The organism is Nonomuraea composti, from assembly GCF_012034275.1.
Lineage (GTDB): Bacteria > Actinomycetota > Actinomycetes > Streptosporangiales > Streptosporangiaceae > Nonomuraea > Nonomuraea composti.
This window is the reverse complement of sequence record NZ_JAATEP010000017.1, coordinates 128,378-152,985: the sequence shown is the minus strand read 5'-3', so window position 1 is coordinate 152,985 and position 24,608 is coordinate 128,378. Positions and strand designations below refer to the sequence as shown.

19 protein-coding genes and 1 pseudogene are annotated in these 24,608 nt (G+C 73.8%); 10 read left to right on the top strand and 10 right to left on the bottom strand.

Going from position 1 to position 24,608, the window contains the following annotated elements; all coding sequences use genetic code 11:
- Nucleotides 1–20: 20 nt before the first annotated feature.
- Nucleotides 21–839 (top strand): MBL fold metallo-hydrolase, encoded by an 819-nt coding sequence (locus HCN51_RS24545; RefSeq protein WP_168011885.1) that lies wholly within the window; start codon nt 21–23, stop codon nt 837–839.
- Between the two features lie 85 nt (nt 840–924).
- On the opposite strand, the gene HCN51_RS24540 is transcribed toward HCN51_RS24545, so the two are convergent.
- The 3 genes from HCN51_RS24540 to HCN51_RS24530 all read right to left on the bottom strand — a co-directional run bounded on the left by HCN51_RS24540 (nt 925) and on the right by HCN51_RS24530 (nt 6,651).
- Nucleotides 925–2,799: a sialidase family protein gene (locus tag HCN51_RS24540; RefSeq protein ID WP_168011876.1), complete on the bottom strand. Its 1,875-nt coding sequence runs from the start codon at nt 2,797–2,799 to the stop codon at nt 925–927.
- Nucleotides 2,800–3,034: 235 nt separating this feature from the next.
- Nucleotides 3,035–3,652 carry an endo-1,3-alpha-glucanase family glycosylhydrolase gene (locus tag HCN51_RS24535; protein ID WP_240973195.1) on the bottom strand — a complete coding sequence of 206 codons (618 nt, stop codon included), beginning with the start codon at nt 3,650–3,652 and terminating at the stop codon, nt 3,035–3,037.
- Between the two features lie 998 nt (nt 3,653–4,650).
- Complete coding sequence (locus tag HCN51_RS24530; RefSeq protein ID WP_168011874.1) at nt 4,651–6,651, bottom strand: cytochrome P450; 2,001 nt, start codon at nt 6,649–6,651, stop codon at nt 4,651–4,653.
- Between the two features lie 143 nt (nt 6,652–6,794).
- Between HCN51_RS24530 and HCN51_RS24525 the strand changes: the two genes are divergently transcribed.
- From HCN51_RS24525 to HCN51_RS24500, 6 genes are read left to right on the top strand one after another with little or no spacing between them, the layout of a single operon-like run.
- Nucleotides 6,795–12,002 carry a type I polyketide synthase gene (locus HCN51_RS24525; RefSeq protein ID WP_168011862.1) on the top strand — a complete coding sequence of 1,736 codons (5,208 nt, stop codon included), beginning with the start codon at nt 6,795–6,797 and terminating at the stop codon, nt 12,000–12,002.
- Nucleotides 11,999–13,354, top strand: a complete 1,356-nt coding sequence (locus tag HCN51_RS24520) for a long-chain-fatty-acid--protein ligase (RefSeq protein WP_168011853.1) — start codon at nt 11,999–12,001, stop codon at nt 13,352–13,354. Before HCN51_RS24525 ends, HCN51_RS24520 begins: the two co-directional genes overlap by 4 nt.
- Nucleotides 13,347–14,858, top strand: coding sequence for an acyl-CoA reductase (locus tag HCN51_RS24515; protein WP_168011851.1), 1,512 nt, complete (start codon nt 13,347–13,349; stop codon nt 14,856–14,858). Before HCN51_RS24520 ends, HCN51_RS24515 begins: the two co-directional genes overlap by 8 nt.
- Nucleotides 14,855–15,925: a beta-ketoacyl-[acyl-carrier-protein] synthase family protein gene (locus HCN51_RS24510; protein WP_168011849.1), complete on the top strand. Its 1,071-nt coding sequence runs from the start codon at nt 14,855–14,857 to the stop codon at nt 15,923–15,925. The genes HCN51_RS24515 and HCN51_RS24510 overlap by 4 nt, the downstream gene beginning before the upstream one ends.
- Nucleotides 15,922–16,794: an oxidoreductase gene (locus tag HCN51_RS24505; protein WP_168011847.1), complete on the top strand. Its 873-nt coding sequence runs from the start codon at nt 15,922–15,924 to the stop codon at nt 16,792–16,794. Before HCN51_RS24510 ends, HCN51_RS24505 begins: the two co-directional genes overlap by 4 nt.
- Nucleotides 16,795–16,820: 26 nt before the next feature.
- Entirely contained in the window at nt 16,821–17,924 is a 1,104-nt protein-coding gene (locus HCN51_RS24500) for a zinc-binding dehydrogenase (protein ID WP_168011845.1), read from the top strand.
- Between the two features lie 61 nt (nt 17,925–17,985).
- On the opposite strand, the gene HCN51_RS61460 is transcribed toward HCN51_RS24500, so the two are convergent.
- Both HCN51_RS61460 and HCN51_RS24495 read right to left on the bottom strand, forming a co-directional pair.
- Nucleotides 17,986–18,117 (bottom strand): hypothetical protein, encoded by a 132-nt coding sequence (locus HCN51_RS61460; RefSeq protein WP_277350075.1) that lies wholly within the window; start codon nt 18,115–18,117, stop codon nt 17,986–17,988.
- 136 nt (nt 18,118–18,253) lie between these two features.
- A complete protein-coding gene (locus HCN51_RS24495; RefSeq protein ID WP_080039601.1) occupies nt 18,254–18,490 on the bottom strand; it encodes a DUF6289 family protein in 237 nt (78 codons plus the stop codon).
- A 671-nt stretch (nt 18,491–19,161) separates the two neighbouring features.
- Here HCN51_RS24495 and HCN51_RS24490 point away from each other — a divergent pair.
- Both HCN51_RS24490 and HCN51_RS24485 read left to right on the top strand, forming a co-directional pair.
- Complete coding sequence (locus HCN51_RS24490; protein ID WP_168011843.1) at nt 19,162–19,866, top strand: hypothetical protein; 705 nt, start codon at nt 19,162–19,164, stop codon at nt 19,864–19,866.
- 2 nt (nt 19,867–19,868) lie between these two features.
- Nucleotides 19,869–20,234 (top strand): methyltransferase domain-containing protein, encoded by a 366-nt coding sequence (locus tag HCN51_RS24485; protein ID WP_168011841.1) that lies wholly within the window; start codon nt 19,869–19,871, stop codon nt 20,232–20,234.
- Nucleotides 20,235–20,342: 108 nt separating this feature from the next.
- Here the strand turns inward: HCN51_RS24485 and HCN51_RS24480 are convergent, their stop codons facing one another.
- Nucleotides 20,343–21,107 carry a dienelactone hydrolase family protein gene (locus HCN51_RS24480; protein WP_168011839.1) on the bottom strand — a complete coding sequence of 255 codons (765 nt, stop codon included), beginning with the start codon at nt 21,105–21,107 and terminating at the stop codon, nt 20,343–20,345.
- A 37-nt stretch (nt 21,108–21,144) separates the two neighbouring features.
- Nucleotides 21,145–22,077 carry a hypothetical protein gene (locus HCN51_RS24475; protein ID WP_168011837.1) on the bottom strand — a complete coding sequence of 311 codons (933 nt, stop codon included), beginning with the start codon at nt 22,075–22,077 and terminating at the stop codon, nt 21,145–21,147.
- Nucleotides 22,078–22,415: 338 nt separating this feature from the next.
- On the opposite strand from HCN51_RS24475, the gene HCN51_RS24470 reads away from it, so the two are divergent.
- Nucleotides 22,416–22,901 (top strand): carboxymuconolactone decarboxylase family protein, encoded by a 486-nt coding sequence (locus HCN51_RS24470; protein ID WP_168011835.1) that lies wholly within the window; start codon nt 22,416–22,418, stop codon nt 22,899–22,901.
- Between the two features lie 56 nt (nt 22,902–22,957).
- Here the strand turns inward: HCN51_RS24470 and HCN51_RS24465 are convergent, their stop codons facing one another.
- The 3 genes and pseudogenes from HCN51_RS24465 to HCN51_RS24460 all read right to left on the bottom strand — a co-directional run bounded on the left by HCN51_RS24465 (nt 22,958) and on the right by HCN51_RS24460 (nt 24,544).
- Nucleotides 22,958–23,617 carry an SAM-dependent methyltransferase gene (locus tag HCN51_RS24465; RefSeq protein ID WP_206067684.1) on the bottom strand — a complete coding sequence of 220 codons (660 nt, stop codon included), beginning with the start codon at nt 23,615–23,617 and terminating at the stop codon, nt 22,958–22,960.
- Between the two features lie 91 nt (nt 23,618–23,708).
- Nucleotides 23,709–23,807: pseudogene (locus HCN51_RS63040) on the bottom strand (hypothetical protein); the annotation flags it as partial.
- Nucleotides 23,808–24,007: 200 nt separating this feature from the next.
- The gene (locus HCN51_RS24460) at nt 24,008–24,544 is read right to left on the bottom strand and encodes a TetR/AcrR family transcriptional regulator (RefSeq protein ID WP_168011833.1); all 537 of its coding nucleotides are present in this window, start codon (nt 24,542–24,544) and stop codon (nt 24,008–24,010) included.
- Nucleotides 24,545–24,608: the final 64 nt, after the last annotated feature.

The following is a 24,608-nucleotide window of genomic DNA, read 5'->3' as shown; positions in this document are numbered from 1 at the left end:
CTTCCATAGGAGATGCACTCATGCGTTTGATCTCGAGTGGCCGCCACCATGCCACGTTCGCGTTCGGCGAGCTGCGGGTGACCTCGTTGCGTGACGGGTACATCGACATGCCGCCGACCCGGCTGCGCGGCGAGGACGGGCGTCCGCTCGCCGAGCTGCCGGCCGCCGTCCCGCTGGCCGGCGACAACCTGCGGCTGTCGGTCAACGCCTTCTTCGTCACCGACGGCACCCGGTCGGTGCTCATCGACACCGGCGCGTCCGACGCCTGGCACGACCCCACCATGGGACTGATCTACGACGCGCTCGACGAGGCGGGGATCGACCGCGCGCAGGTCACCGACGTGGCCATCACCCACCGGCACGAGGACCACGTGAGCGGCCTCGTCATGCCCGGCGGCGCGGAGGCGTTCACCGAGCTGGAGCGGGTGTGGATCGGCGCGGGCGACGCCTCGGTGTTCACGGGGCGGCTCGCGCCGATCCGCGACCGGGTCGTACCCGTGACGGAGAACGTCGCGATCAACGACTGGACCACCGCGATCCCGACACCGGGCCACACCCCCGGCCACACCGTCTACGACGTCAGGAGCGGCACCGGCCACCTTCTCGTCTGGGGCGACACCGTTCACGTCCCCACCCTCCAGTTCGATCAGCCGAACGTGTCGTGGGAGCTCGACGGCGACCAGTCCCAGGCCCGCGCCGCCCGAGCGGCCCTCCTCGACCGGCTGACCCGGCCCCACCACTTCGTGGCCGGCGCCCACCTCGACTCCCCCGGCATCGCCCGCGTCACGCCCTCCGGGCAGGGGTATGCGCTGGAATACCTCGCACCACCGATCGGCTGATTCGAGCCTGCCGGCTCCCGGCCGCGCTCGCGAACGCGTTGCCGCCGGGAACGACCGAGGTGGACGCTCCGGCGGAACGGCTCCGTCAGGGAATCGGGACCCTGGCGGTGAAGATCTCCTCGTCGTTGGCGGGGTCGGCCTGCGGGGCCGGTGCGGTGCAGGTCCGCGGCGGGACGCCGGGCACACCTGTGCCGGGGCACCGGAACCGGGCCGCCGTGCGGGTGTCGGACCAGGCCGGATGGGCGTGCGTGGCGGTGGCGGTGACCTGGATGTAGTCGCCGTAGAACGTGCCGCCGAACCGGGTGGGCGGCGGCATCGCCGAGGAGGTCACCCGCCGCACCTGGAAGCCGGAGCCGGACCGGGTGGACAGCGAGATGTCGGAGAAGCCGCTGCGGCTGTCGTCGCCGTACTGCCGGTCGTAGTAGGCGACGACCAGCTTGCCGAGCGGCGAGTAGTCGGCGCCGTGCCAGAACTGGTCGGTGGTGCGCTGGCCGGGCCGGTCGGTGGCGGTGGCGAGGGTACGCACGTCGGCGGCGGTGCCGGTGAAGGACGCCCCCGCGTCGGTGGACTCCGACACGACGATGTCGTTGTTGCAGCCGCCGGTCTTGACGCCGTCGTAGAGCGCGTTGCCCAGCGGGCCGGTGAATCCGGCGGGGGTGCAGCCGCCGGCCTCGCGGGAGTTGCGGCTGATGTAGGAGCCGTAGGTGACGGTGACCTGGGCGGGGTCGCGCGGGTTGACGTTGACGTAGGGGTAGTTGGCGGCGCGGAAGATGGAGTTGAACGTGGGGCCCTTCTCCGGCACGCACGCCCGTCCCGGGTCGGCGCCGCCCTGGTAGGTGGCGCAGTCGGGCAGGTCGAAGAAGTCGCCCACCTTGACCGGCGCCGAGTAGGAGGCGCCGCCGTCGGTCGACTTGGCCAGCAGCATCTGCAGGTGGTTGTCGGCGGCGTTCGCGGGCGTGGTGTTGGAGTTGGCCCACACCACGTACAGGGCGCCGTCGGGGCCGACCGCCGGGTGGGAGAACTGGTTGACGTTGCACGAGCCGCGCGGCGTGGGGATGCCGAACGTGTTCGCGCACAGGGGCGAGTCCGAGCTGATCAGCACCGGGGCGCTGAAGCTCTCACCGTAGTCGGCCGAGTAGGCGCCGAAGATGTAGGCGGTGCCGTCGGCGTCGAACGTCGTCCACGTCACGTACACGCGGTCCCTGAACGGGCTGCCCGCGAAGCCGTCGACCGCCATGAGCTGCTTGTCCAGCAGGAAGTCGCCCGCCCCGGCCAGGTCGGCGTGCTCGGCGACCGGCCGCCCGGGGAAGGTGAACGAGGCGCCGCCCGTCCCGGTGGAGCGGAAGACGTAGAACGCGCTGGACTGGTCGGGATCGCCGGTGACCGTGGTGCCCCGCTTGAACACCTGGCACGACAGGTACACGTTGCCGCGGCTGTCCCAGTCCACCGAGGTGTCGCCGCCGGCCTGCCAGTACTCGCGCGGGACTCCGCCGAATGCGGTCCCTCGGGTGAAGCCGTTCGGGACGGTCGTGTCGGCCCAGCTCGCGCCGCCGTCGCGGGAGTAGGACACCCCGCAGGTGCCGTCGCCGCGCCGGTAGTCGTTGTAGGAGGCCACGAGCTGCCGGGGGTTGTCCGGGTCGGCGGCGATCCAGGTCTCGTTCTGCGCCTGCCCGCGTCCGGCCAGGTCGGGGTCGGTGAGGTTCAGGCAGTTCTGGTTCACCTTGACGTTGTCGCCGCGCCGCCCGTCGCAGTCGGGGGCCGCGGCGGGCCGGAACCCGGTCACGGCCTGGCGGGCCGCCGCGGGCCGCTCCCCGAGCGCGTCGCTGAGCGCGCCCGAGGCCAGGCGTCGCTGCCAGGGTTTGAGATCGTCGTACGAGAAGCCCTGCGCGCCGGTGGCCGGGATCATCACCAGGACGAGGGCGGCCGAGGCGACCAGGCCGAGGGCATGCCGGAATCGCATCCTGCCTCCATGGGACGACGGGGACTGAGCCGGGGGCTCCCGACCGGCCCCGCCCATGACGGGAGGACCCGAGAACGTGACGGTATGCCCGCCCTCACCGCTCGCCAAGACCCAAGGGATGGCCGCATCCGGACAACAGCCGATCACCCGCACCGGCGGCCCGGCCGGCGATGTCGGCCCCGGCCGTCGGGTACGGCGAGCGGCGGAGCTCGCCGTACCCGCACCGTGTCCTCGCTCAGCGTCCGCTGGAGGCCGCGCGGTAGTGCAGGCCCTGCACGTACGGCGTCGCGGTGACCGGGTACGGCGAGACGACCTTCGCGACCGTGGCCGCGTTCCTGGTCACGGTGGCCGACGCGGTGCCGGGTTCGAGCGGGAACGTCCTGGCGGACACTCCCGCGGGCGCGTCGTAGGTCTGTGTCGTGCCGCCGATCGTGACCGACACCTTGCCGGCCGCGGTGAGCATGCTCAGCACCTCGACCGTGTCGCGGGCGGCGGTGCCGCCGCCGCGCAGCTTCATGAGCTTGGTCTGCGCGTACGACGGGGCGGCGGCGACCGGCTGCACCCGGTGGGTCAGGTAGGCGACGTCATGGGTGATCTTCGGGCAGCCCAGCTTGTAGCAGGTGAGGCAGTAGGCGTTGATGTCCAGGTAGGTCCATCCGGCGTTCCTGGAGGGGGCGAACGGGGTGTTCTCGGAGTAGTCGTTCCAGGTGGTGAGCTGCACCCCGTCCGCCTTTCCGTCGATGGCGCCCTTCCATGTGGCCCGCAGGTTCTCGGTGTTGCCGGCTTCGTCGAAGATGCCCTGGTTGGGGCGCTCGTCCTGGACGGAGACCGGCTGCGTCCAGAGCTTGCCCATATTGTGCGCCGTGGTGATGGCGGTGGTGAGGGTCGCGTTGGCGGCGGGGTTGCGGCCGCCCCAGTTGGAGAAGCCGTGGCTGATGGGGGCGAAGGCGTCGCGGTTGAGGCCATTCCGAGCTAGGACGAAGCATGATCAACAGGGTGGCGCCGTTCTGCACGGCGCGGGTCATCGCGGCGGAGCTGCACGAGCCCATCGGGCGGCCGTTCGGGCTCGCGTCCGCCGAACGGCTGTCGTTCGGCGTGAAGACGCTCGTCGCCGTCAGGCGGCCTCGCGGGCAGGTGTGGGAGCTGTCCGGACGCGCCCCGCGCCGCGTGATGGACCTGCGTGACGACGACCTGGAGTCGGTCGAGGTCTCCGGCGACGGCCGCCTGGCCGTCCAGGTCTTCGGCGCGGCCCCGTACCGGCTGCTGACGAGCCGGGGAGCGGGCACGCCACCGGGCGGCGGCGCCCCCGCGCGGGGCCAGGCCGCCGCCTTCTCCCCGGACGGGAAGGTCCTCGCCGTCCGGGCCGGTGACGACGTCAGGCTGTGGGACGTCCCCGGCGTTCGGTGGGCGGGCACCCTGCCCGGCGAGCACGCCGGCGGCATCTCCTTCAGCGACGACGCCCGGTACCCGACGACCTACGACGGCCGGGCCGTCTCCCTGTGGCGCCGGGACGGCGTCCGGATCCTGCGGCACCCGGCGCGCGACGTCGTGGACGGTCCCCGTTTCGACTCCGCGGCCGGCACGCTCGCCTACCGGGTGGCCACCGGAGAGGTCACCCTCCTGGACGTCGCCGCGCTCACCCGCCCGGGCGCGGTGGTCTCGCCCGCTGCAGCTCCCTCCGGGCTGAGCGGGGAGCCGGCTTCGCCTCGTCGCTGGGCAAGGCCGGGGAGGGGATCCGCCCCAACCTGGACGGCTGGTACGTCATCTACACCCAGCACCATTCGGGGACAGATGGCGGGCACACCTCGTCAACACGCCCTCAGACTGGAGCGGCTGGACGGACGTCATTCCCTAGCCGGGCGCCTGCCGCTGGTTCGGGGCCGGTGCGCGGATCAGCAGCCGGTCGAAGCCCACGTGCCTGCCGTTCTCGTAGCGCCGTACGGCCGGCTCACGCAACGTCAGGGGAGGGTGGCGCAGCAGCTCCATCAGGACCGATTCCAGCTCCGCCCGCGCCAGGTGGGCGCCGATGCAGAAATGGATGCCGAAGCCGAAGGACAGATGGCGCTGGGGCCGGTCCCGGTCCAGCCGGAAGGCGCAGGGATCGTCGAACACCCGGGGGTCGTGGTTGGCGGCACCGGTGAGCAGGAGAACGCGTGAGCCGGCGGGGATCACCTCGCCTCCCATGACCGTGTCGCCCTGCGTCAGGCGCGAGCCGTGGTCGACGGGTGGCCACATCCGCAGGGTCTCCTCCACGGCATGCGGGACGAGGCGGGGCCGCGCGCGCAGCCGGTCGTACAGGTCCGGTTGCCGGGCCAGGTTCCACATGAGGTGCGACAGGGCGTTCATGGTCGTCTCGTGCCCCGCGATCGCGAAGGCGACGAGCATGACGTGCAGCTCCTCGTCCGTGACGGGTCGTCCCTGGAAGTCGGCGCGGACGAGCGCAGACAGGTAGTCGTCTCCGGGGTGCCGCCTGGCGCGGCGGATCTCCTGGTCGAAGAGCTCGGCGAACGCCGGCCAGAACCCGTCCGGGTGGGAGTCCTTGGGCATGCGCTCCCAGGTGTTGCGGGTCAGCGCGCGAATGCGGCTCTGAGCCTCTTCCGAGAACCCGACGGCCAGCGACAGAGCCGCCAGGGGCAGCGGGACCGCGATGTCCTTGACGAGATCTCCTTCGCCCGCTTCGGCGACCGGGCTGACCAGCTCGGCGACCAGGCGGTCCACCTTCGGGCGCAGGGCGCGTACGGCGGCCGCGGTGAACGGGGGCCGCATCAGGTCGCGGTACGCCGTGTGCAGGGGCGGGTCGTACTCGAGGGGCGCGAAGTAGGGGGTTCCGGGGGCTCGCGGGCAGAAGACGCCGGAACCGGAAGTGAACCGCCGGTGGTCCTTCAGCGCCTGCCGGACGTCGGCGTACCGGGACAGCAGCACGAGCCCGCCGTGGGCGTCGGTGCGGGCGATGGGCCGTTCGTCCTGGAGCCGGTGGTGGACGGCGTGCGCCAGGTCCGGGGTGAACTCCGGTGCGTGATGGTCGAAGGCGCCGGCCTGCCGCGCGACGGCGGCAGGGTCGGGCTCGGTGAGGAAGTCGCTGATGAGACGCTCCCAGGCGCCGAAGTGGGCGGGGCCGATGAGGTGCCCGCAGGGCAGCCGGGCCAGGCGGGCGCGGGGGATGGCGGCGGCCAGGTGCTCGGAGTGCCGGGGCTTGACGAGGTGGTCATGGGCCGTGGCGATCACCAGCGTGGGCACGTCGAGGTGCGGCAGGTCGCGGGACACGTCAGCGCGCAGCGCGAGCTCGGCCTGCGCCAGGATCCCGGGATTGACGGCCGCGGCCGTCCGGGCGACCTCCTCGTCCAGCTGAGCGTGGGTGTGGCGGGCGAGGTCGGCGGGGTCCGTGCCGAGCAGCAGGAACAGCCGGGCGAGAGCCGAGTGCTCGCCCTGCGCCGCCAGGTGCCGCCAGAGATCCAGGGTGAGTCGCAGGTGCGGGTCGGGCGCGGCGAAGCCCGCCGTCAGGACGAGGGAACGCACCCGGCCTGGATGGCGGATCGCGGTCCGCACGGCGACGGGCACGCCCAGCGAGTATCCGACGACGGAGAAGCGGTGGTGGCCGGCGGCGGTCGCGGCGGCCGCGAGCCGGTCGGCGAGGGCGTCCAGTTCGAGGGGGCCGTCGTCGAGAGGCGTCGTGCCCGATCCGGGATAGTCGGGCGTCAGCACGGTCCATGATGCGGCCAGCGCGGTGATGATCGGGCCGAAGTTGGCGGCGCAGCTGCCCGCGGCCCCATGAGCCAGCACGACGGCCGGCCGGGACCTTCCCGCCGAACCGGGATGAGACCGGCCCGTTCTCCCCGCTGCCTGGTCACGCATCCCCGCCCCCTTGAATACAGAGAGTGACTGATTCTTTACTCTAAGTTACCATGGGCTTGTCGCGGGGGCTTCGGATGGGCGATCGCCTCGGTCCAGACCCTCGCGCCTGCGTCACGAACGGGAGCCTCATGGGAGCAAGCGAGATGAGCCGCACCCCCACGTCCGCCGATCACCCCGTCGAAGCGATCGCGATCATCGGGATGGCTTTTCGCGCGGGCGGCGACATTCGTTCGCCGGCGGCGCTGTGGGAGTTCACCGAACAGGGCGGTGATGCCTGCGGCGACCTCCCGCCCGGCCGTTGGGACCCCTATCGGCGGGCGGGGCCACGGCAGGCGGCCGTGTTGCGCCGGACGACCAGCCGGGCGTCGTTCATGCGCGACGTCGCGGGGTTCGACGCGGCCTTCTTCGGCATCTCCGCCTCCGAGGCCCGGCAGCTGGATCCCCAGCAGCGCATCATGCTGGAGGTCGCGTGGGAGGCGCTGGAGCATGCCGGCATCCCGCCGCGTTCGCTGGAGGGAACGCGCGCCGGCGTCTACGCCGGGGTCGGGTCGGACGACTACGGGCGCCGGCTGCTGGAAGACCTCCCCGGGATCGACGCGTGGACGGGCATCGGGGCGTCCCCTTGTGCGGCGGCCAATCGCATCTCCTACACGCTCGACCTGCGCGGGCCCAGCCTGAGCGTCGACACCGCCTGCTCCTCCTCCCTGGTCGCGCTCCATCAGGCGTGCCAGGCGCTGCGGCTGGGCGAGATCCCGCTGGCGCTGGCCGGTGGGGTGCTGGTGATGTCCGGGCCCGGGCTCACCGTCGTGCTCGACGCGGCGGGCGCGATCTCCCCCGACGGGAGATCCAAGCCGTTCGACGCGGCGGCCGACGGTTACGGCCGGGGCGAGGGCTGCGGCGTGGTGGTGCTGAAGCGGCTGCGCGACGCCCGCCGTGACGGGGATCGGGTCCTGGCGGTCGTCCGCGGCAGCGCGGTGGGCCAGGACGGCCGTACCGAGGGCATCATGGCGCCGAGTTCCGCGGCCCAGGCCGACGTGATGCGCCGGGCCTACGCGCAGGCCGGGATCGCCCCTCAGGACGTGCACTACGTGGAGGCGCACGGCACCGGCACCCGGCTCGGAGATCCGGTGGAGATCGCGGCGCTGGCCGAGGTCGTCGGCGCCGGGCGGACGGACCGGCCGCCCTGCCTGATCGGCTCGGTGAAGGCGAACATCGGGCACCTGGAGGCGGCGGCCGGGATCGCGGGGCTGATCAGGACCGTCGAATCGATGCGGCGCAAGACGCTTCCCGCGCTGCCGATGACCACCGGCCCGGCCGCCTTCCTCCAGGGGCGGTCCTCGGGTCTGCGGCTGGTCACCGAGACCACCCCCTGGCCGGAAGGGCCGCGCCGCGCGGGCGTGTCGAGCTACGGGTACGGCGGCACCGTCGCGCACGTGGTGCTGGAGGAAGCGCCCGGCTCCGAACCCCCGGCGCCACCGGACGCCGGCGACCGCGGGGCTCCGCGGCTCTTCCCGGTGTCCGGTGCGTCCGCCGCCGCGGTACGGGAGCTGGCCGGGCGGCTGGCGGACGCGGCCCCGCGAAGCGCGCTGCGCGACGTGGGGCACACCCTCGCGCTGCGCCGCCAGCATCTCCCGTACCGGATCGCGGTCGTCGCGGCCGACCACGCGGAGCTGACGACCGCGCTACGCGCCGCCGCACGTCCGGACAGCCGGCCGACGCGCGCGCCGGACACCGCACGGGATGCCGTGTGGGTCTATTCGGGACACGGCTCCCAATGGGCCGGCATGTGCCAGGAACTGCTGGCCGCCGAGCCCGCGTTCGCCGCCGCGCTCGACGCGTTCGCCGACGTCTACGAGCAGGAGATGCGATTCTCCCCGATCGAGGCGCTCCGCGAGGGCAGGCTCGGCGGGACGGACCGGGTCCAGGCCCTGATCTTCGCCGTCCAGGTGGGGCTGACGGCCGTGTGGCGTGCCCACGGCCTGCGGCCGGCCGCCGTCATCGGCCACTCGGTGGGAGAGATCGCCGCGGCGGTCACCGCCGGAGCGATCACGGTGCGGGAGGGCGCCCGGCTGGTGTGCCGCCGCTCCGCACTGGTGGCACGGGTCGCCGGCCGCGGCGCCATGGCGCAGGTGGACCTGCCGTTCGACGAGGCCGCCCGGCGCATCGCGACGCTCGGCGGCGCCGTGAGCGCCGCCATCGACTCCTCGCCGCACACGTGCGTGGTGGCCGGCGACGCGCACGCGGTCGACGAGCTGTGCCGCGCCTGGAGCGCTGAGGGCGTCGCGGTCCGCCGGGTCGATTCCGACGTCGCCTTCCACAGCGAGCGGATGGAGCCGCTGAGTCCCCGGCTCGTCGAGGCGGCCGGCTTCCTTCGCCCCTCCCCCGCGCGGATCCCGCTCTACTCCACGGCGCTCGCGGACCCCCGGTCCGGCACCTCGCGCGACGGCGCCTACTGGGCGGCCAACCTCCGCGAGCCGGTGCGCCTGAGAGCCGCGGTCCAGGCGGCCGCGCACGACGGGCACACGCTGTTCCTGGAGATCTCGCCCCACCCGGTGGTGGCGCACTCCATCGAGGAGACCCTGACCGGGACGCAGGCGGGCTCGGCGGCGTGCGTGGCGCACACCTTGCGCCGCGCGAAACCGGAGCGCGTGACCCTGCTGGACAATCTCGGCCGGCTCTACGCCCACGGCGCGGCGGTGGACTGGCCGGCCCTGCATCCCGGCGGCCGGCTCACCGACCTGCCCACGACCTGCTGGCAGCACGTCCCGTACTGGGTCGACGGATCTCCCGCCGGCGCCGCGGCGGGCGGCCACGACCCCGACCGGCACACCCTGCTGGGGGCGGGGCAGGAGGTCGGCACCTCGCCCCCCATGCGGCTGTGGGCGACGCACCTGGACTTCGACAGCCGGCCCTATCCGCTGTCGCACCCGGTGCTCGGCGTCGAGATCGTCCCGGCGGCCGTGCTGCTCAACACCTTCTTCACCGCCGCACTCCCGGACACCGGCGAACCGTCCTCCCCCGTCGGGCTGCGGGACGTGCGGCTGCGCATCCCGGTGAGCGCCGACACCGCCAGGGACGTCCAGGTCGTACGGCAGGACGGCGTCATCCGGCTCGCGTCGCGGGCGCACGGCACCTCCGGCTGGCTCACGCACGCGACCGCGCAGGTCGCGCCCGGTCGCCCGCTGGAAGCGGACGGCGGCGGCGATCCGGCCACGGAGCCGGCCGAGCCGCTCGACCCCGGCCACGTGCGGGAGCGGCTGGCGGAGCTGGGGGTCGCGGCGATGGGGTTCCCCTGGAGTTTCGCCTGGATCCGGCGGCGTCCCGCCAGCCTGGAAGGGCTGGTGGCGGCGGCGCCGGAGCGGTCGCCCGCTCCGGCGAGCTGGGCGAGCGTGCTCGACGCGGCCACCTCGATGGCCTCGACGATCTTTCCCGGCCCGGCCGCCCTGCGCATGCCCGCGGCGATCGACGAGGCCGTGCTGCGCGGCCCGGCACCCGGCCGGGCGCGGATCCTGGTGCGGCTCACCGGGCCCGACACCGTCGACGTGTCCATCCGCGGCGATGACGGCGCCGGCTCGGCCCGGCTGTCGGGGCTCAGGTTCGGCCTGCTGGATCCGGCCACGGTCGAGGCCGAGCCCGCCGGCGCGCTGCTCCACCAGCCCGTCTGGCGGGCCGTGGCGCCCGCCGCCCCGGTCCCGCCTGTCGTGGGACAGGTCGTCCTGGTCGGCGGCGGGCAGACGCTTCGCGCGCTGCTCGCCGAGGAGCTCGGCACCCGGCTGCACCTGGTCGACGATCCCGGCCGGCTGCCGTCAGACGCGCCCCCGACCGTGCTGTTCGCGGCACCTGAGGGAGCCGGCGTGGAAGGAGCCGAGGCGGCTGCTCTGGGGATGCTGCAGGTGCTTCGCCGCATGACCGCCGGCCGGTTGTGGTGCCTCACCACCGGTGTGCGCGAGGCCGGCGACGGCTCCAGCCTCGCCCAGGCCCCGTTGTGGGGGCTGGCGCGCATCGCGGCAGAGGAGCGTCCAGGCATCTGGGGAGGCCTGGTGGACCTGCCCGCCCGGCCGGCCGCCGCCGACGTCGCCGCGTTGCTCGGCCTCCTGGGCACGTCGCACGACCGGGACGTCCAGTCCGTGCGGCAGGGAGTCGTCGAGACGCTGCGGTTGACCACCGCGGGCGCCGGCGACGCCCGGAGCGGGGAACGGCTGCGGTGCCACGCCGACGGCGCCTACCTCATCACCGGGGGCCTGGGCGCGCTCGGCCTGGAGATCGCCGCCCACCTGGCCGCCCGCGGCGCCCGCCGGCTGGTCCTGCTGGGGCGTACCGGGCTGCCGCCGCGGACGGCCTGGCCCGCCGTCGCCGAGCCGGTGGTGCGCCGGCGCGTCGATGCGGTGCGGTCGCTGGAGGCGCAGGGTGTCACCGTCCGCGTCGTGGCAGCCGACGTCGCCGACCACGCGACGCTGGAGCGGCTGCTCGATCCCGAGGTGCTGGGCATGCCGCCCGTGCGGGGAGTCGTGCACGCGGCCGGGACCGTCGTGAACCGCAGGCTGACCGAGCTCACCGACGACGACGTGCGCGCCACCCTCCGCGCGAAGGTCGCCGGCGCGCTCGCCCTGCACGCCCTGTATCCGCCCGGCGGCCTCGACTTCTTCGTCCTGTTCTCCTCCGCCGGGCACCTGTTCCGGCTGCCCGGCCAGGGCGCCTACGCCGCGGCCAACGCCTTCCTCGACGCCCTGGCCGTGCACCGGCGGGCCGTCGCGCCGGACGACACCTCGGTGTCGCTGGCCTGGACCAGCTGGCGGGGCCTCGGCATGTCCATGTCCTCCGACGTGATCGACGCCGAGCTCGCCGCCCGTGGCGTCGGCGACATCACCGCGCACCAGGCGCTGCGGGCCTGGGACGGCGCGGTGCAGGCGGCCGCCCCGCACCTGGCGGTCTTCCGCCTGACGGGGCGGGGCGGCGACGGGAGCCGGCCGCCGCTGCTGCGCGGCCTGAAAGCTCCCGCGCGGCCCGGCCGCACCGCGGCCGGCGCCCCCGACGCGGCCGCGGCGCGCCTGCTGGCCCTCCCCGGCGATCAGCTGCGCGCGGCCGTGTACGACGAGGTCCGCGCCGCGGTGGCCGGCGTGCTCGGCACCCAGGCCGACGCGATCGACGGTGAACGCGCCCTGCCGGACCTGGGGATCGACTCCCTGCTGGCGGTCCGGCTGCGGGTCGCCCTTGAGGAGCGCACGGACGTCGCCCTGCCGGCCAACGTCCTGTGGAACCGGCCCACCTCCGCCCAGATCGCCACCCACCTGACCGATCTGCTGTCCGGACGCCGGTGCAGGCAACCGACCACGACTGGAGCCACCGCATGACCAGCGAAGCCCCCTTCCCCGCCGACCCGATCGGCTTCTTCGGCACCCGGCAGGCCATGCACGAGCTGCCGTCGGAGGACCTCGCCCGGCTGCAGACCGACGCGTTGCGCGAGCGGTACGCGGCGCTGCGCGGCCGCCTGCCCGTGCTCGACACGCTGGCCGACGACGCGGGGATCCACGAGGTCCGTACGCTCGACGACATCGCCCCGCTGCTGCTGCCGCACACCGTGTACAAGTCCTACCCCGCCTCCCTGCTGACCTCCAACCGTTACGACCGGCTCACCGCCTGGCTCCAGCGGCTCACCACGGTGGACCTGTCCAGGGTCGGCACCGCCGGCTGCGACAGCATCGACTCCTGGCTGGAGCGGATCGACACCGAGACCGAGCTCCGCCTGGCTCATTCCTCGGGCACGTCGGGAACGATGTCCTTCCTGCCGCACACCCACCGGCAGTTCGACGAGCTGTTCCGGATCGTGGGCCACGACGCGCTCGCGGCAGGAGAGCCGCCCGTGGACGTCGTGTGGCCGTCCTACCGGTACGGGCGCAGCGGGATCGCCCGGTGCGGGCGGGCGATGGCCGAACGGTTCGCCCAGCGCGAGGACCGCTTCCACTGCCTGCATCCGGGCCTGATGAGCGCGGACGTGATGTTCCTGGCCGGCCGGCTGCACGCGGCGGACACGGCCCCGGCCGGACCCGGGCTGTCGGCCCGGTTGACGGAGTTCCAGGAGGCCCAGCGTCCCGGGGCGGCGATGGCGGCGTTCGCCCGGGAGCTCGCCGACACGTTGCGCGGGCGGCGGATCATCGCGATGAACACCTGGAACCTGCTGTACTCCGTCGCCCGCGCCGGCCTGGACCAAGGGCTGGAGGCGGTGTTCGACCCGGGCTCCGTCGTCATGCCCGGAGGCGGAGCCAAGAACCAGGCCGTGCCGGACGACTGGGAACGGACGGTCCGGGCGTTCTTCGGCGTGCCCGCGCTGCACCACATCTACGCGCTGTCCGAAGTCATGGCGCTCAACAACCTCTGCTCGCAGGGCCGCTTCCACATCGAGCCCTGGGTCGTGCTCTACGTCCTCGACCCCGACACCGGGCGGCCGCTTCCCCGCAGCGGCGTACAGACCGGACGGGCGGCCTTCTTCGACCTGATGGCGGAGGTCCACTGGGGAGGGTTCGCCTCGGGCGACCGCGTGACGGCCGGCTTCTCCGCGTGCCCGTGCGGACGCTCCACCCCCCACATCGACCGGCGCATCGAGCGTTACGACGCCGGCCAGGGCGGCGAGGACAAGATCACCTGCGCGGCGGCTCCCGACGCCCACGCCGACGCCCTTCGCTACCTGGAGGACACTCGTGCCTGAATCCGGCGACGTCCCCCACGCCGCGTCCGTGCTGCGGGGCAGGACCGTCACCGGCCCGCCCGTACGGTTCGCCGCCCGCGACGGCGTCGGCGGCTTCCAGGCTCCCGACCCGCACACGCTGCTGCGCGACCTGCCCCTGCGCGATCCGGCCGCGATGGCGGACGTCGGCGCGCTGCGCTACCAGGAGATCGAGGACTACCTCGTGGCACTCGGCCCCCGGCTGCGTCCGGAGGCCAATCCGCTCATCGCCGAGGCCGTCCAGCGCTCCTCCGCCTGGTCCGACCTCACCCCGCCGCTCCTGCTCAGCACCTACGCCCATCTGCCGAGCCTGTTCACGCCGGAGGCGATCCGTGCCGTCGCCCGGCAGGCCGGCGGCGCGGCGGCGCTCGACGGCTGGCAGCAGGTACGCCAGCCCGACGGCCGCACCGCGTCGGTGCGGGCCATGGGCGCGCGTGCGGTGCACGTCATCGCCGGCAACAGCCCGATGATCGCCGCGCTCACCGTCATCCGCAACGCCCTGACACGCGGCGACGCCATCATCAAGACCCCGTCGAACGATCCGCTGACGGCACCCGCCATCGCCCGCACCGCCGCCGCCATGGCTCCCGGCCACCCGCTCACCAAGCACCTGAGCGTGCTCCACTGGAAGGGCGGCGACGCCGCGCTGGAGCGGCAGCTCTACCATCCGGCGCACCTGGAGAAGGTCGTCGCGTGGGGTGGCCACGCCGCGATCCGGCACATCACCGGGTATCTGCGGCCGGGGCTGGAGCTGCTCACCTTCGACCCGAAGCTGAGCGCGTCCCTCGTCGGCCCCGAGGCTTTCGCCTCCGGCGAGGAGATGGCCGAGACCGCCCGGCGCGCCGCCGTGGACGTCGGCGCGCTCAACCAGCTCGGCTGCATGAACAGCAAGGTCATCTATGTCGCCACCGGTACCGGGGCGGAGGGCGTCGCCCGGGCCTGCGCGTGGGCCCGCCTGGTGTACGCGCAGATCCGGGCACTGCCCGAACAGGTCAGCACTCCCGCCCGGCGGTTCGACCCGGAGCTGCGCGCCCGGCTGCAGGCCCTGCGCGCGGTGCCCGACTGGTACAAGGTGCTCGGCGGCCACGACGGTGAGGGCGCCGTCGTGGTCTCGCTCACCGGCGAAGCGCTCGACTTCCCCGAGCAGCTGAGCGGCCGGGTGGTGAACGTCGTGCCGGTGGCGGACGCGCGCGACGCGGTGCCGGCCCTCACCTCCGCGACGCAGACGCTGGGCGTGTACCCGCCGTCCCTGCGCCGCGAGGTGCGCGACACGGCGCCCCTGTACGGGGTGCAGCGGATCGTGGACCTCGGCTACGCGGCCCACTACCGGCACGAGCTCCCTCAGGACTGCGTGGAGCCCGTCCGCCGGATGATCCGCTGGATCACCGATCAGGGAGCGGACCCGGCCCGGGTGGCGCCGGAAGAGTGCCTGGGACGGCTCCAGGACGGCCCCGGTGAACCCGCCCCGACCAGGGCCGCGCCATGAGGCTCCGCGCGCCGCTGGCGATCCGCGCCGCCGCCGTCCACCTGCCGCGCCGCTCGCTGCAGGTGTCGGAGGCGCTGGCCGGCGGGCTGCTGCGACCGCAGGACCATGCGGCCAGCGGCTACGAGGCACTGCCCGCCGCCGAGCCGGGAGACACCCCCGAGGCGTTCGCCGTGGAGGCGGCCCGGCTCGCCCTGGACCAGGCCGCCACGCGGCCCTCGGCGATCCGCCTCCTGATCCACACCTGGCTGCACCGGCCGGCGCATCCGTTCTGGTCGCCGGCCCACCACATCGCCGACCGGCTCGGCGCCGGCCGCGCCCTGCCGCTGTCGGTGCAGCAGATGAGCAACGGCTCCGCCGCCGCGCTGCACACCGCCGCGGCCTGGCTCACCGCCGACCCCGAGACGGGGCCCGTGCTGATCACGGCGGCGGACACGTTCGTCCCGCCCGGATTCGACCGCTGGCGCGGCGACATCATGCTGTACGGCGATGCCGGCTGCGCCGCCGTCATCGACCTGCCCGCGCCCGGCCGCGACGACCTGCAGCTCATGGCGCTCGCGTCCACCGCCGCCCCGCACCTCGAGGCCGTGCACCGCGCGGGCCGGCGTCCGGGCGACACCGGCGCCCCCCATCCGCGCGAGACCCGCCGGCGCTTCCTCACCGAGCACGATGCCGAGACCTTCCGGAGCGCGGCCCGGGCGGGCGCCGCCGAGGCGATCCGCACCGCCCTACGGCACGCCGGTCTCGATCACGGCGGCCCGGCACCGCGCATGGTCCTGCTGCCGCGGGTCGGTGCGCGGACGCTGGCCGCCCTCTACCGCCCGGTCCTGGAACGGTTGCTCCCCGGCGTGCCCTGCCTCGATCTCGGGCAGCACACCGGACACCTTGGAGCGGGAGACCTGCTGGCGAACCTCGCCGCCTTCCCCACCGCGGCCTGCCCGCTGCCGCCGGGAGAGCACGCGCTGATCCTCAACGGAGGCGGCGGATTCACCTGGACGTGCGCCGTCTTCCGCCGTCCCGCCCCGACCTGCCCGAGCCATCGGCCCACCGACACGAAAGCGCAGACATGACCACGACATCACCATCCCCCTCCTCCCTGGCCGGCCGATCCGTGGGCCGCGTCGGATTCGGGACGATGCAGCTGCCCGGGCCGGGGGTGTGGGGGCCGCCCGCCGACCGCGACCGCGCGATCGGCGTGCTACGCACCGCGGTGGACCACGGCGTCACCCACCTCGACACGGCCGACTTCTACGGGCCTGAGGTCGCCAACCACCTCGTCCGCGACGCCCTGTTCCCGTATCCGGACACGCTGCTCATCGCCACCAAGGTCGGTGTCCGGCGGGACGACACCCGCGCGTGGCTGCCCGCGGCCGCACCGGCCGAGCTCACCCACCAGGTGCACGACAACCTGCGTAACCTCCGTCGTGACCGCTTGGACCTCGTGTATCTGAGAGTCGGCGGTGACGGGCTGCTCGACCACGATCCCACCCCGTTCGAGGAATCCTGGGGCACGCTCGCCGAGCTGGTCACCAAGGGCGACATCGGCTGCCTGGGCCTCAGTGGCATCGTTCCCGGCCACCTGCCTCGCGCGGCCGCGATCGCGCCGGTCGCCGCGGTGCAGAACCGCTACAACCTCTTCGACCGCGGCAGCGAGGACGTGCTCCACGCCTGCACGAAGGCGGCCATCCCGTTCGTGCCCTACTTCCCGCTGGGCACCGCGGCGCAACGCCGCGCGTCCGTGCTGACGGAGGTGGCGGGCGGCCTCGCCGCATCACCCGCGCAGGTCGCGCTCGCGTGGCTGCTCAACCGGCACCCGGGGATCCTCCTCATCCCGGGAACCGGCGATCCGGGCCACCTCCTGGAGAACCTCGGGGCGGCCGAGGTCGCCGGCCGGATGAGCGAGGCCGACATGGCGCGGCTGACCGCCTTGAGCTCTTGACCACCGACGCCCCCGACAGGAGCGGCATGACGCACACCATCGACGCCGGGACCCAGGACCCGGCCGTTCTCCCCGAGACGATGACCGCCGCGCGGCTGGAGACCTCGACGGGCTCCTTCGGCCTGCACGAGGTGCCCGTTCCGCGGCCCGGCCCCGGCCAGGTGCTGATCCGGGTGGAGGCCGCAGGCGTCTGCCTGACGGACGTCCACGTCCTCGACGGCTCCTTGCGTGCCTTCACCCCCGACGGCGGGCCGGGGCACCACGTCACCCTCGGCCACGAGATCGCCGGGACGATCGCCGCGGTGGGCCCGGGCGTACCCGGCATTTGGCGGGCGGGGCAGCGCGTCATGCCCATGTCCCGGCAACGCTGCGGGCTGTGCGCGGCGTGCGGGTCGATGTCCGGGCCGTGCGCGTCGTTGCGCACCCTGGGCATGGACGTCGACGGCGGATGGGCGAACTACGCCCTTTCCGCCCATCACGCGCTGGTCAGGGTGCCGGACGAGCTTCCGCCCGAGGCCGCGTCGATCGTTCCGGACGCCGTCACCGTGCCCTACCGCGCGCTCATCCGGATCGGCGCCCTGCGCGCGGGCGAAAGCGTCGCGCTGTGGGGAGTCGGCGGCCTCGGCGCGCACGGCGTCCAGATCGCCCGGCTCGCCGGCGCGGCGCCGATCGTCGCCTTCGATCCCCTGCCGCAGGCCCGCCGGCGCGCTCTCGACCTGGGCGCCGACCTGGCCTGCGACCCGGCCGATCCGGAAGCTCCGGCCCGGGCCGACGCCCTGACCGGCGGTCGCGGTTTCGACGTGGCCGTGGACTTCGCCGGCCGTCCCGAAGCGCGCGATCAGGCCCAGTCGCTCCTGGGCATGCGGGGCCGCCTGGTCCTCGCCGGGGTGTGCACGGGAGCGATCGCCATCCAGGACTTCGGGCGCTTCTACGACCGCGAGCACACCGCCGCCGCGTTCCTCGGCTACCCCCTGGAGGACCTGCGACGGGTGGCCGGCCTGCTGGCGCACCACCGGCTCGACCTGTCGGCCTCGGTCACGCGGGTCTGCCCGCTGGCGGAGGTCGAGAGTGCCGTCGCACTCCTGTCCGGCCACGCTTCGGCGCAGGTGCGCGTCGTGCTCAGGCCGTAGCCGGACCGGCGGCGCCTCGCGGTGGCGCTCTGCGGCGGGAGGCCGGGCGGCACGCGGTGGGTCAGCTCGGCGGAGTCGCGGTGCACACGGCGATGTCGCGGTCGAAGCAGACGACGACGTGGCCGCGCGGGGTGGCGGCGACGGCGTGGCCGGTGAGCGGCGGGCAGACCTGGTCGCCGGTGTCCAGGTCCACACCCGCACCTCGGGGCCGCCGCCACGCTGCCGGCCCCCAGGTCCAGCGGCTCGCTCACGCCTGTCGCGGGGTCCCACACGCGTACGGTGTGGTCGTCGCCCCCGCTCACCACGACGGGGCGGCCGGCCGTCCTTCGTCAGCCGCAGGGGCTCGCGGACCACGTGATGTAGCCGGTGGTCCTGCCCCAGATCGAGACCTCGCCGTCGCAGAACTCCGTCTTGACGCCGACCAGGTTGGTGCGGGCGGCGTCGGAGAAGTACTGGGTGTTGCACATGTAGCCGGCCCGGCACAGGGGGGCGGCCTGCGCGGCGGCCGGTACGGTGGCGAGCACGGCACTCGTCAGGGCGGCGGCAGCCAGCACGCGACGGATCATGAATCGTCCTTTCCTGAGCGGGGGAAGCGGTGGGGTCCTTGCGTCAGAAGCAGGGGCTCTCGTGCCAGGTCCCGCTCGCCGGCTCGCCGTCGACGGCATGGGCGGGGGCGGCGAGGAGCGCGCGTCGGGTCACGGACGATCCTTCCTGAGCACCGAACAGCACCAAGGGGTTTCGCGGCTTGGTGGGCGCCCCAGCCGATGATCGAAATAATGCGTCGTAGGCGAAGAAAAGGCAAGAGGGGCTCATATTCGTCAGACGCACCTGGTTTTTGCATTGACATATCGGCCGAAAGCGCAGCCTGTTCCTCCCGCCGGCCGCGGCGGCCCTCCCGGCCATTCGGACCGTCATAAACTCATTTCCCGACTAACCGAACCCGCCTTTTCGGCTCAGCCCCCCGCACCCCGACATCGCCTATGACCTCATCCATGACGCTCCCCTCGCCCGCCGGGCCTTCCTCCAACGTCACGGGGACGCCTCCGCCTTCGCGAACGAGGACGGAGGCGTCCCCGTGACGGCGGAGGAGCGGCCGCTGCTCCACCCGGGCGGGCCGTACGCCGCCCCGCCCCGGCCCGCCCGCGCCGCCACGCGCTGGTGACGGCCGTGTTCGCGTCCGCGGCATTGTGTCTCCTGCCCGCCGCCGCCCACCGGCCCGCGCGCCTTCATCTGCGCCGTGCGCACCGGCAAGGCGCTCGGCCTCGCCGACAGCACGCCCGACCAGGTGCTGCTCGCCCACGGACACCGCCTGTGCGCCGTCTACACCCGCGACGACCCGGACGAGCTGGCCCGCGTGGACGCCGCGGAGGGGGTGGACGTGCGCGAGCTGTACGGCCTGCTCGCCCCGATCTGCCCGGCCGCCGGCGCCACCGTCGAGGCCGACATGGCCGCCGCGGACCGCGAGTTCGCCGAGTCCGACGCCAAGGAGCGACGCAAGTGCGCGGCCACCCCTCGCCACCGCCCTCTGATCGCGCCCGCCAAGGCGGTGCGGCTGGAGGATCCGCGCTGGCCGGGAACGGGAATGGAGCTGTACGCCTCCGGGACGGGCGCCGGCCCCGACGACGGCGTGCCCGGCCAGAGCGTCAAAGGCCGGCTACGACCATCGCGGCGGCCGGATGTTCTTCCGGGCGAGTACGGGCGGCATGGAGCTGCCCGACCTGTCGCTCGACGGCCGCACGGGGCACTACCGCATCCGCGTCCACTTCGCCTGGTTCCCCGGCAAAGGCGGGAAACGGGGCAGTCAGCGGCTGCTGATCATGGCGTACCCGGGACCGGGCGACGAGCTCGTCACCTACCGCAAGCCGCCGCCCGGACGCTGACCGAGACCCGGGGGGTTCGCGCTTCGTACGAACGTCCCCAAGCCGCCGGATATGATCACTGACCGTGACCGAACCGGACTTTCTTCGGGCCACGCGCGCGTCCTACGACACCATGGCCGTCCACTACGCGCGCTGGATCGAGGGCGAGCCGGCGGCCAAGCCGCTGGACCGGGCGATGCTCACCGGCTTCGCCGAACTGGTACGGGCCGCGGGTCCAGGACCTGTCGCCGACGCCGGATGCGGTCCTGGCCGCCTGGCGGCGCACCTGCACGGCCTGGGATCGCCGGTGTCCGGCGTCGACCTGTCGCCGCAGATGATCGCCGTTGCGCGGCAGGCGTACCCGGGCCTGCGGTTCGAGGTGGGTTCGATGACCGCCCTCGACCAGACCGGACTCATCGTGCGCGCCCGGCTGCTGCGCGAGCCTGACTGACGACGACGGTGACTATCCGGAGGACGAGCAGCAGTCCTTCCTGCCGGCTCGCAAAGCGGTTGCGGCGAGTGCGCGGTGACGGCGGCGCGCTGACCGCACGGCACGTCCTCACCGGGCGCGGAGGCTCCCTGACGTACCAAGGTGCCGGGCGAAGAATCGGATCGAGCTGTCAATTTCGAAGGACGGGACCCGGAAGTGGCTGCCGGGGTTGGCGTGCAGGGTCTTCTCGGCGGAGCCGAGCGCGTCGAACAGCTTCATGACCGACTCGCGCGGGTTGCCCTCGTCGTCCCACTGCAGCAGGAACTCGACCGGGATCGTGATCCGCGCCGCGGTGTCGATGAGCCACTCGCTTCCGATGAGGCCGAGGACCGCGGCTTTGATCCGGGGTTCGGCCGCGACGAGGCGGATGCCCATCTCACCGCCCTGCGACAGGCCGTAGTAGCCGACGGGCCGGCTGTCGCCGACGGAGTCCAGTTTCCGCAGCGCGTCCAGGGTGGTCTGCCAGTCGGGGATGAGCTGCGCCGCCACGGTCTCGTTGAGGGCGGGCCACTCCGGGCCGGACCAGAAGGGCTCGCCCGCGGCCTCGCGTTCCTGGATGAGCGCCACCAGCCGCCGGACCTCCGGGTGCTCCGGCCTGTCGCCGGTGCCCGGCGCGTCGATCGCGGCGACCGCGAAGCCGCAGGTGGTGACGTACGGGAAGGCCCGGGAGACGACCTCCCATCCCTTCTTGTGCGACCCGCCGCCATGCCCGATCAGGACCAGCGGGCGGTGACCGGAGCCCTCGGCCGGCGTCCACAGCACCCCGGGAATCTCTCCGATGGTGAAGAGCCGTTCGCGGATGCCGCCGGTGAACGTTTCCGAGGTGATGCGCATGGCGGTATTAGACCGGCATCCCCGCTGGCACGGCGAGTCAATTATCAGCGCGCGGCTCCGGCCGTTCCCACGAGTGTGGTGCAGGAGGGGCGGGCACCCAGCGGGCAGCGATCAAGGAGGCCGCGACGAGGGCGGTGAGCACGCTCCAGTACAGGAAGCCGCGGGCGCCGGTCACCGGCAGGTTCTCGGCCAGGTAGACCAGGCCGGGAAGCAGATGGACGGCGGCCGCCAGCGCCCAGCGGCCGTCCCTGGCGGCCAGTGTGGCGGCCAGCACCAGCAGCAGGACCAGCACCTCGAGGCCGGCCCGCGACACGACCCAGACGGGTTCCCACGTCGGCACCTGCGTCAGCTGCAACGCCCAGCTGGCCGGCGGGACGAGGAGCCACCACGGTGACCGGGCGGGCATCGCCGTACCCCGCCACGGCACCTTCCCGGACGCGCGGTCCCCCGCTCGCCGAAGGGCCAGGACCGCCGAGGCGGCCGCGACCACCCAGTAGGGCGCGACGGGCGCGACGTCGCCGTACAACGGGCCGAGGGCGAGCACCGGGCCGCCGAGCCCCGGGATCATGGGCTGGCTCGTCAGCACCGCGGCGACCGCCGCGAGAGGAGCCGCGACCCGCATCCGGCCCCGCACGAGCGCCACCACCAGGACGATCCCGAGCGCCGTCCACACCGGGTAGATGAGGTACGGCAGGACGGGAAGCCGCGCGAACGTGAGAACCGCCACGATCAGGGCGCCGAGGTGCAGGCCGTCAGTCCATGGCGGCACGCCGTGCGCGCGGGCGGCCCGGACGCGGACGGTGAACCCGCCGGCGAGGAGACGTAGCGTCTCGCGGAGCGACGGCCGGCGCTTTCCCGGCCGGGCGGCCTCCATCAGCGTGCCGATCAGCTCCTCGCCGTGCGAGGCCCGGTGGTTCTGGGGGTAGGCACGCAGGAGGCGGCGGTACCGCAGTTCAAGAACGTGGTTCATCCGCTGCTCACCCCGCTCGGCCGCAGGATGCGTGCGGCGGCGTGCTGCGAACGGGGCGCCTGAGCACGCACGGCGCGCACGCCGTCGTCGGTGATCCGATAGTAGCGTGCGCGGCGACGCATGGACGGGTACCGGCTGTACCAGCACCTCGAGGGGCGGGCGCCTCGCCCGGCGGCACGGGGACGCGGCGGGCACTCCGCCGCGTCCCGCGCCGCCCTTCCACGCTATATCCCCACACGAGGACTTAAAAGTCCCCAAGTGAGGATATAGCGTGGAAGGGCGGGAGGACGGCCCGCTCCTCACCGCTCCGTCCCACGATCATGAGAAAGGCCGGCCCCATGGTTGATCTCCCCAGCGGCCCGCTCGCCGCCGTAGACGCCGAGTTCGAGAAGATGGCGCTGGAGACCGGCGGGTTCACCTTCGGCCTTCCGGGCACCAGCGTGCGGGAGAAGCTGCTGCAGGTGACGGCGCACGACATCTGCCGCGCCAGCTTCGGCCTGCCCTTCAAGATGCACGTCCTCGCGATGAGCAGGCACGGCGTCCCGTACGCGGACATGCTGGCCCTGATCAGGTTCGTGGCCTCCCGCACCAGGCGGGCCTGGTCGGAGGAGCGGCTGAGCCCGCGCGAGCGCGCCTTCGTCGCGCTCACCGCGCACGTCACCCAGCGCGCGCTCGGCGAGTCGTTCCGCCGGCACGTCGAGCTCGCCCTCAAGGTGGCCAGTGCCGATGACATACGCGACGCCGTCCGCTTCACCGCCGAGATGGGCGTCATCGAGACGTGCGCCGCGCTGGAGGAGTTGGAGAAGATCCTGGCCACGTCATGACCCCACCGCCGCGCCGGTCCGCAGACCGATCTCGGACACGCACGACGACCGCCCGATCATTCGGTCCTCGGGAGCCGGGCGGTGCCCACCCAGCCGGGGCCCGAGCCTGCACGGGCGGGATCGAACGCGGCCGGCGCGGGGCGCCCGTACGCCGCGGCCACCTCGCGGACGTCCCGGGCCTGCGTCGCCCATCCGTGCCGTCCCCACCACCGGTCCGGTTCGCCCTCGGGGCCGCCGAGCCAGAGGTTCGCCATGTCGGCGGAGATCGCGGTCCTGGCCGTGCGCAGGGCGGGATTGTCCGGGAGGTGCTCGAAGGCCGCGACGCTGCCGGGCGCCGACAGGCTCGTCACGCGGTCGAGGAGGCCGTGGGCGGCCTCGGGCGTGAGGGCGTACAGGATGCCCTCCAGCAGCCAGGCCGTCGGGGCGCCGGGCGCGAACCCGGCCTCGCGCAGCGCTCGCGGCCAGTCCAGGCGCAGATCGGTCGGCACCTCCACGCGCTCGCACGCCGGCTCGGCGTTCCGCAGCACAGCGGCTTTGAACGCCAGCACCTCGGCGAGGTCGACCTCGAACACGCGCGTCCTGCCGGGCCAGTCCAGCCGGTACGCGCGCGCGTCCATGCCGGAGGCCAGCAGCACGACCTGCTCGCACCCCTCCGCCACGGCCCGAAGCAGCTCCTCGTCGAAGTACCGGGTGCGCACCGCGACCTGCTCCCCCATGAGCGCGGCGAAGGCCGCCCAGCCGGCGGGCGCCGTGTCCCAGTAGCCGTCGCCCGCCGGCCGCCCGCACGAAGCGCTCGGCGTACGGATCGTGGAAGAGCCGGTCCTCGCGACCGTCCTCCAGCGCGCGCAGGGCGGCCACCCCGATGCTCGTTCCAGCGATGCTCGTCAAGGGCGGAAGTGCGCTCATGCCTGCTCCTCGTGGTGTGAATGCGCGCCGTCCGCCTTCCGTCGCCGGGCACCCGGGCGGTCAGGCGGGACGGACGCGGTCCGCCGGCTATCGCTCCTGATCGGTATCGACCCTAGAAGGCGGTCGTGGCGGCGCGAATCTGTCACGTGACTGGTGAGCGGCGCCGCCGGTTCACGTGCCGGGGCAGGCCAGAGGGACTGTCAGCCGAGGTCTCCGGTGAGGTGGTGCTGCACGACGGGGGCCTGGATGGCGACCAGGCGCTCGCGGTCGAGCGAGGCGAGCGGTTCGACGCGCAGCACGTACCTGGCGGTGGCGACGCCCAGCAGGTGGGCGCCGGTGAGGTTGGCCCGCAGCTCGGCGTGGTCGGCCCCGATGGCGCGGGCGAGGGGCAGCATCACCTCCTCGGACATGAACGCGGCCACCATCGCCGACGCGCTGGGGGAGGCCGCCGATCCGCGTACCACCGCCAGGAGCCGCGCTCCCGTGCCGGGCGTCTCCCACAGCTCCAGGTAGCGGCGCAGCAGCCGCTCCCCGAGCACGTCGGCGTCGCTCTCGTGCACCAGCGTCAGCAGGGATCGGGTGGGCGGATCGACCCGCAGGGCGGCGTCGAACAGCCCGTCCTTGCTGCCGAAGAACTGCAGGACGAGCGCCGGGTCGACGTCGGCCGCGGTGGCGACCCCGCGGATGGTGGTCGCGGTGTAGCCGCGCTCGGCGAAGCTCTGCTGCGCCGCTCGCACGATGGCCTCACGGGTCCCCGAGGTCCCTGGACGGCGTCCGGGGCCTCGCTTCTGGCGGGTCTCA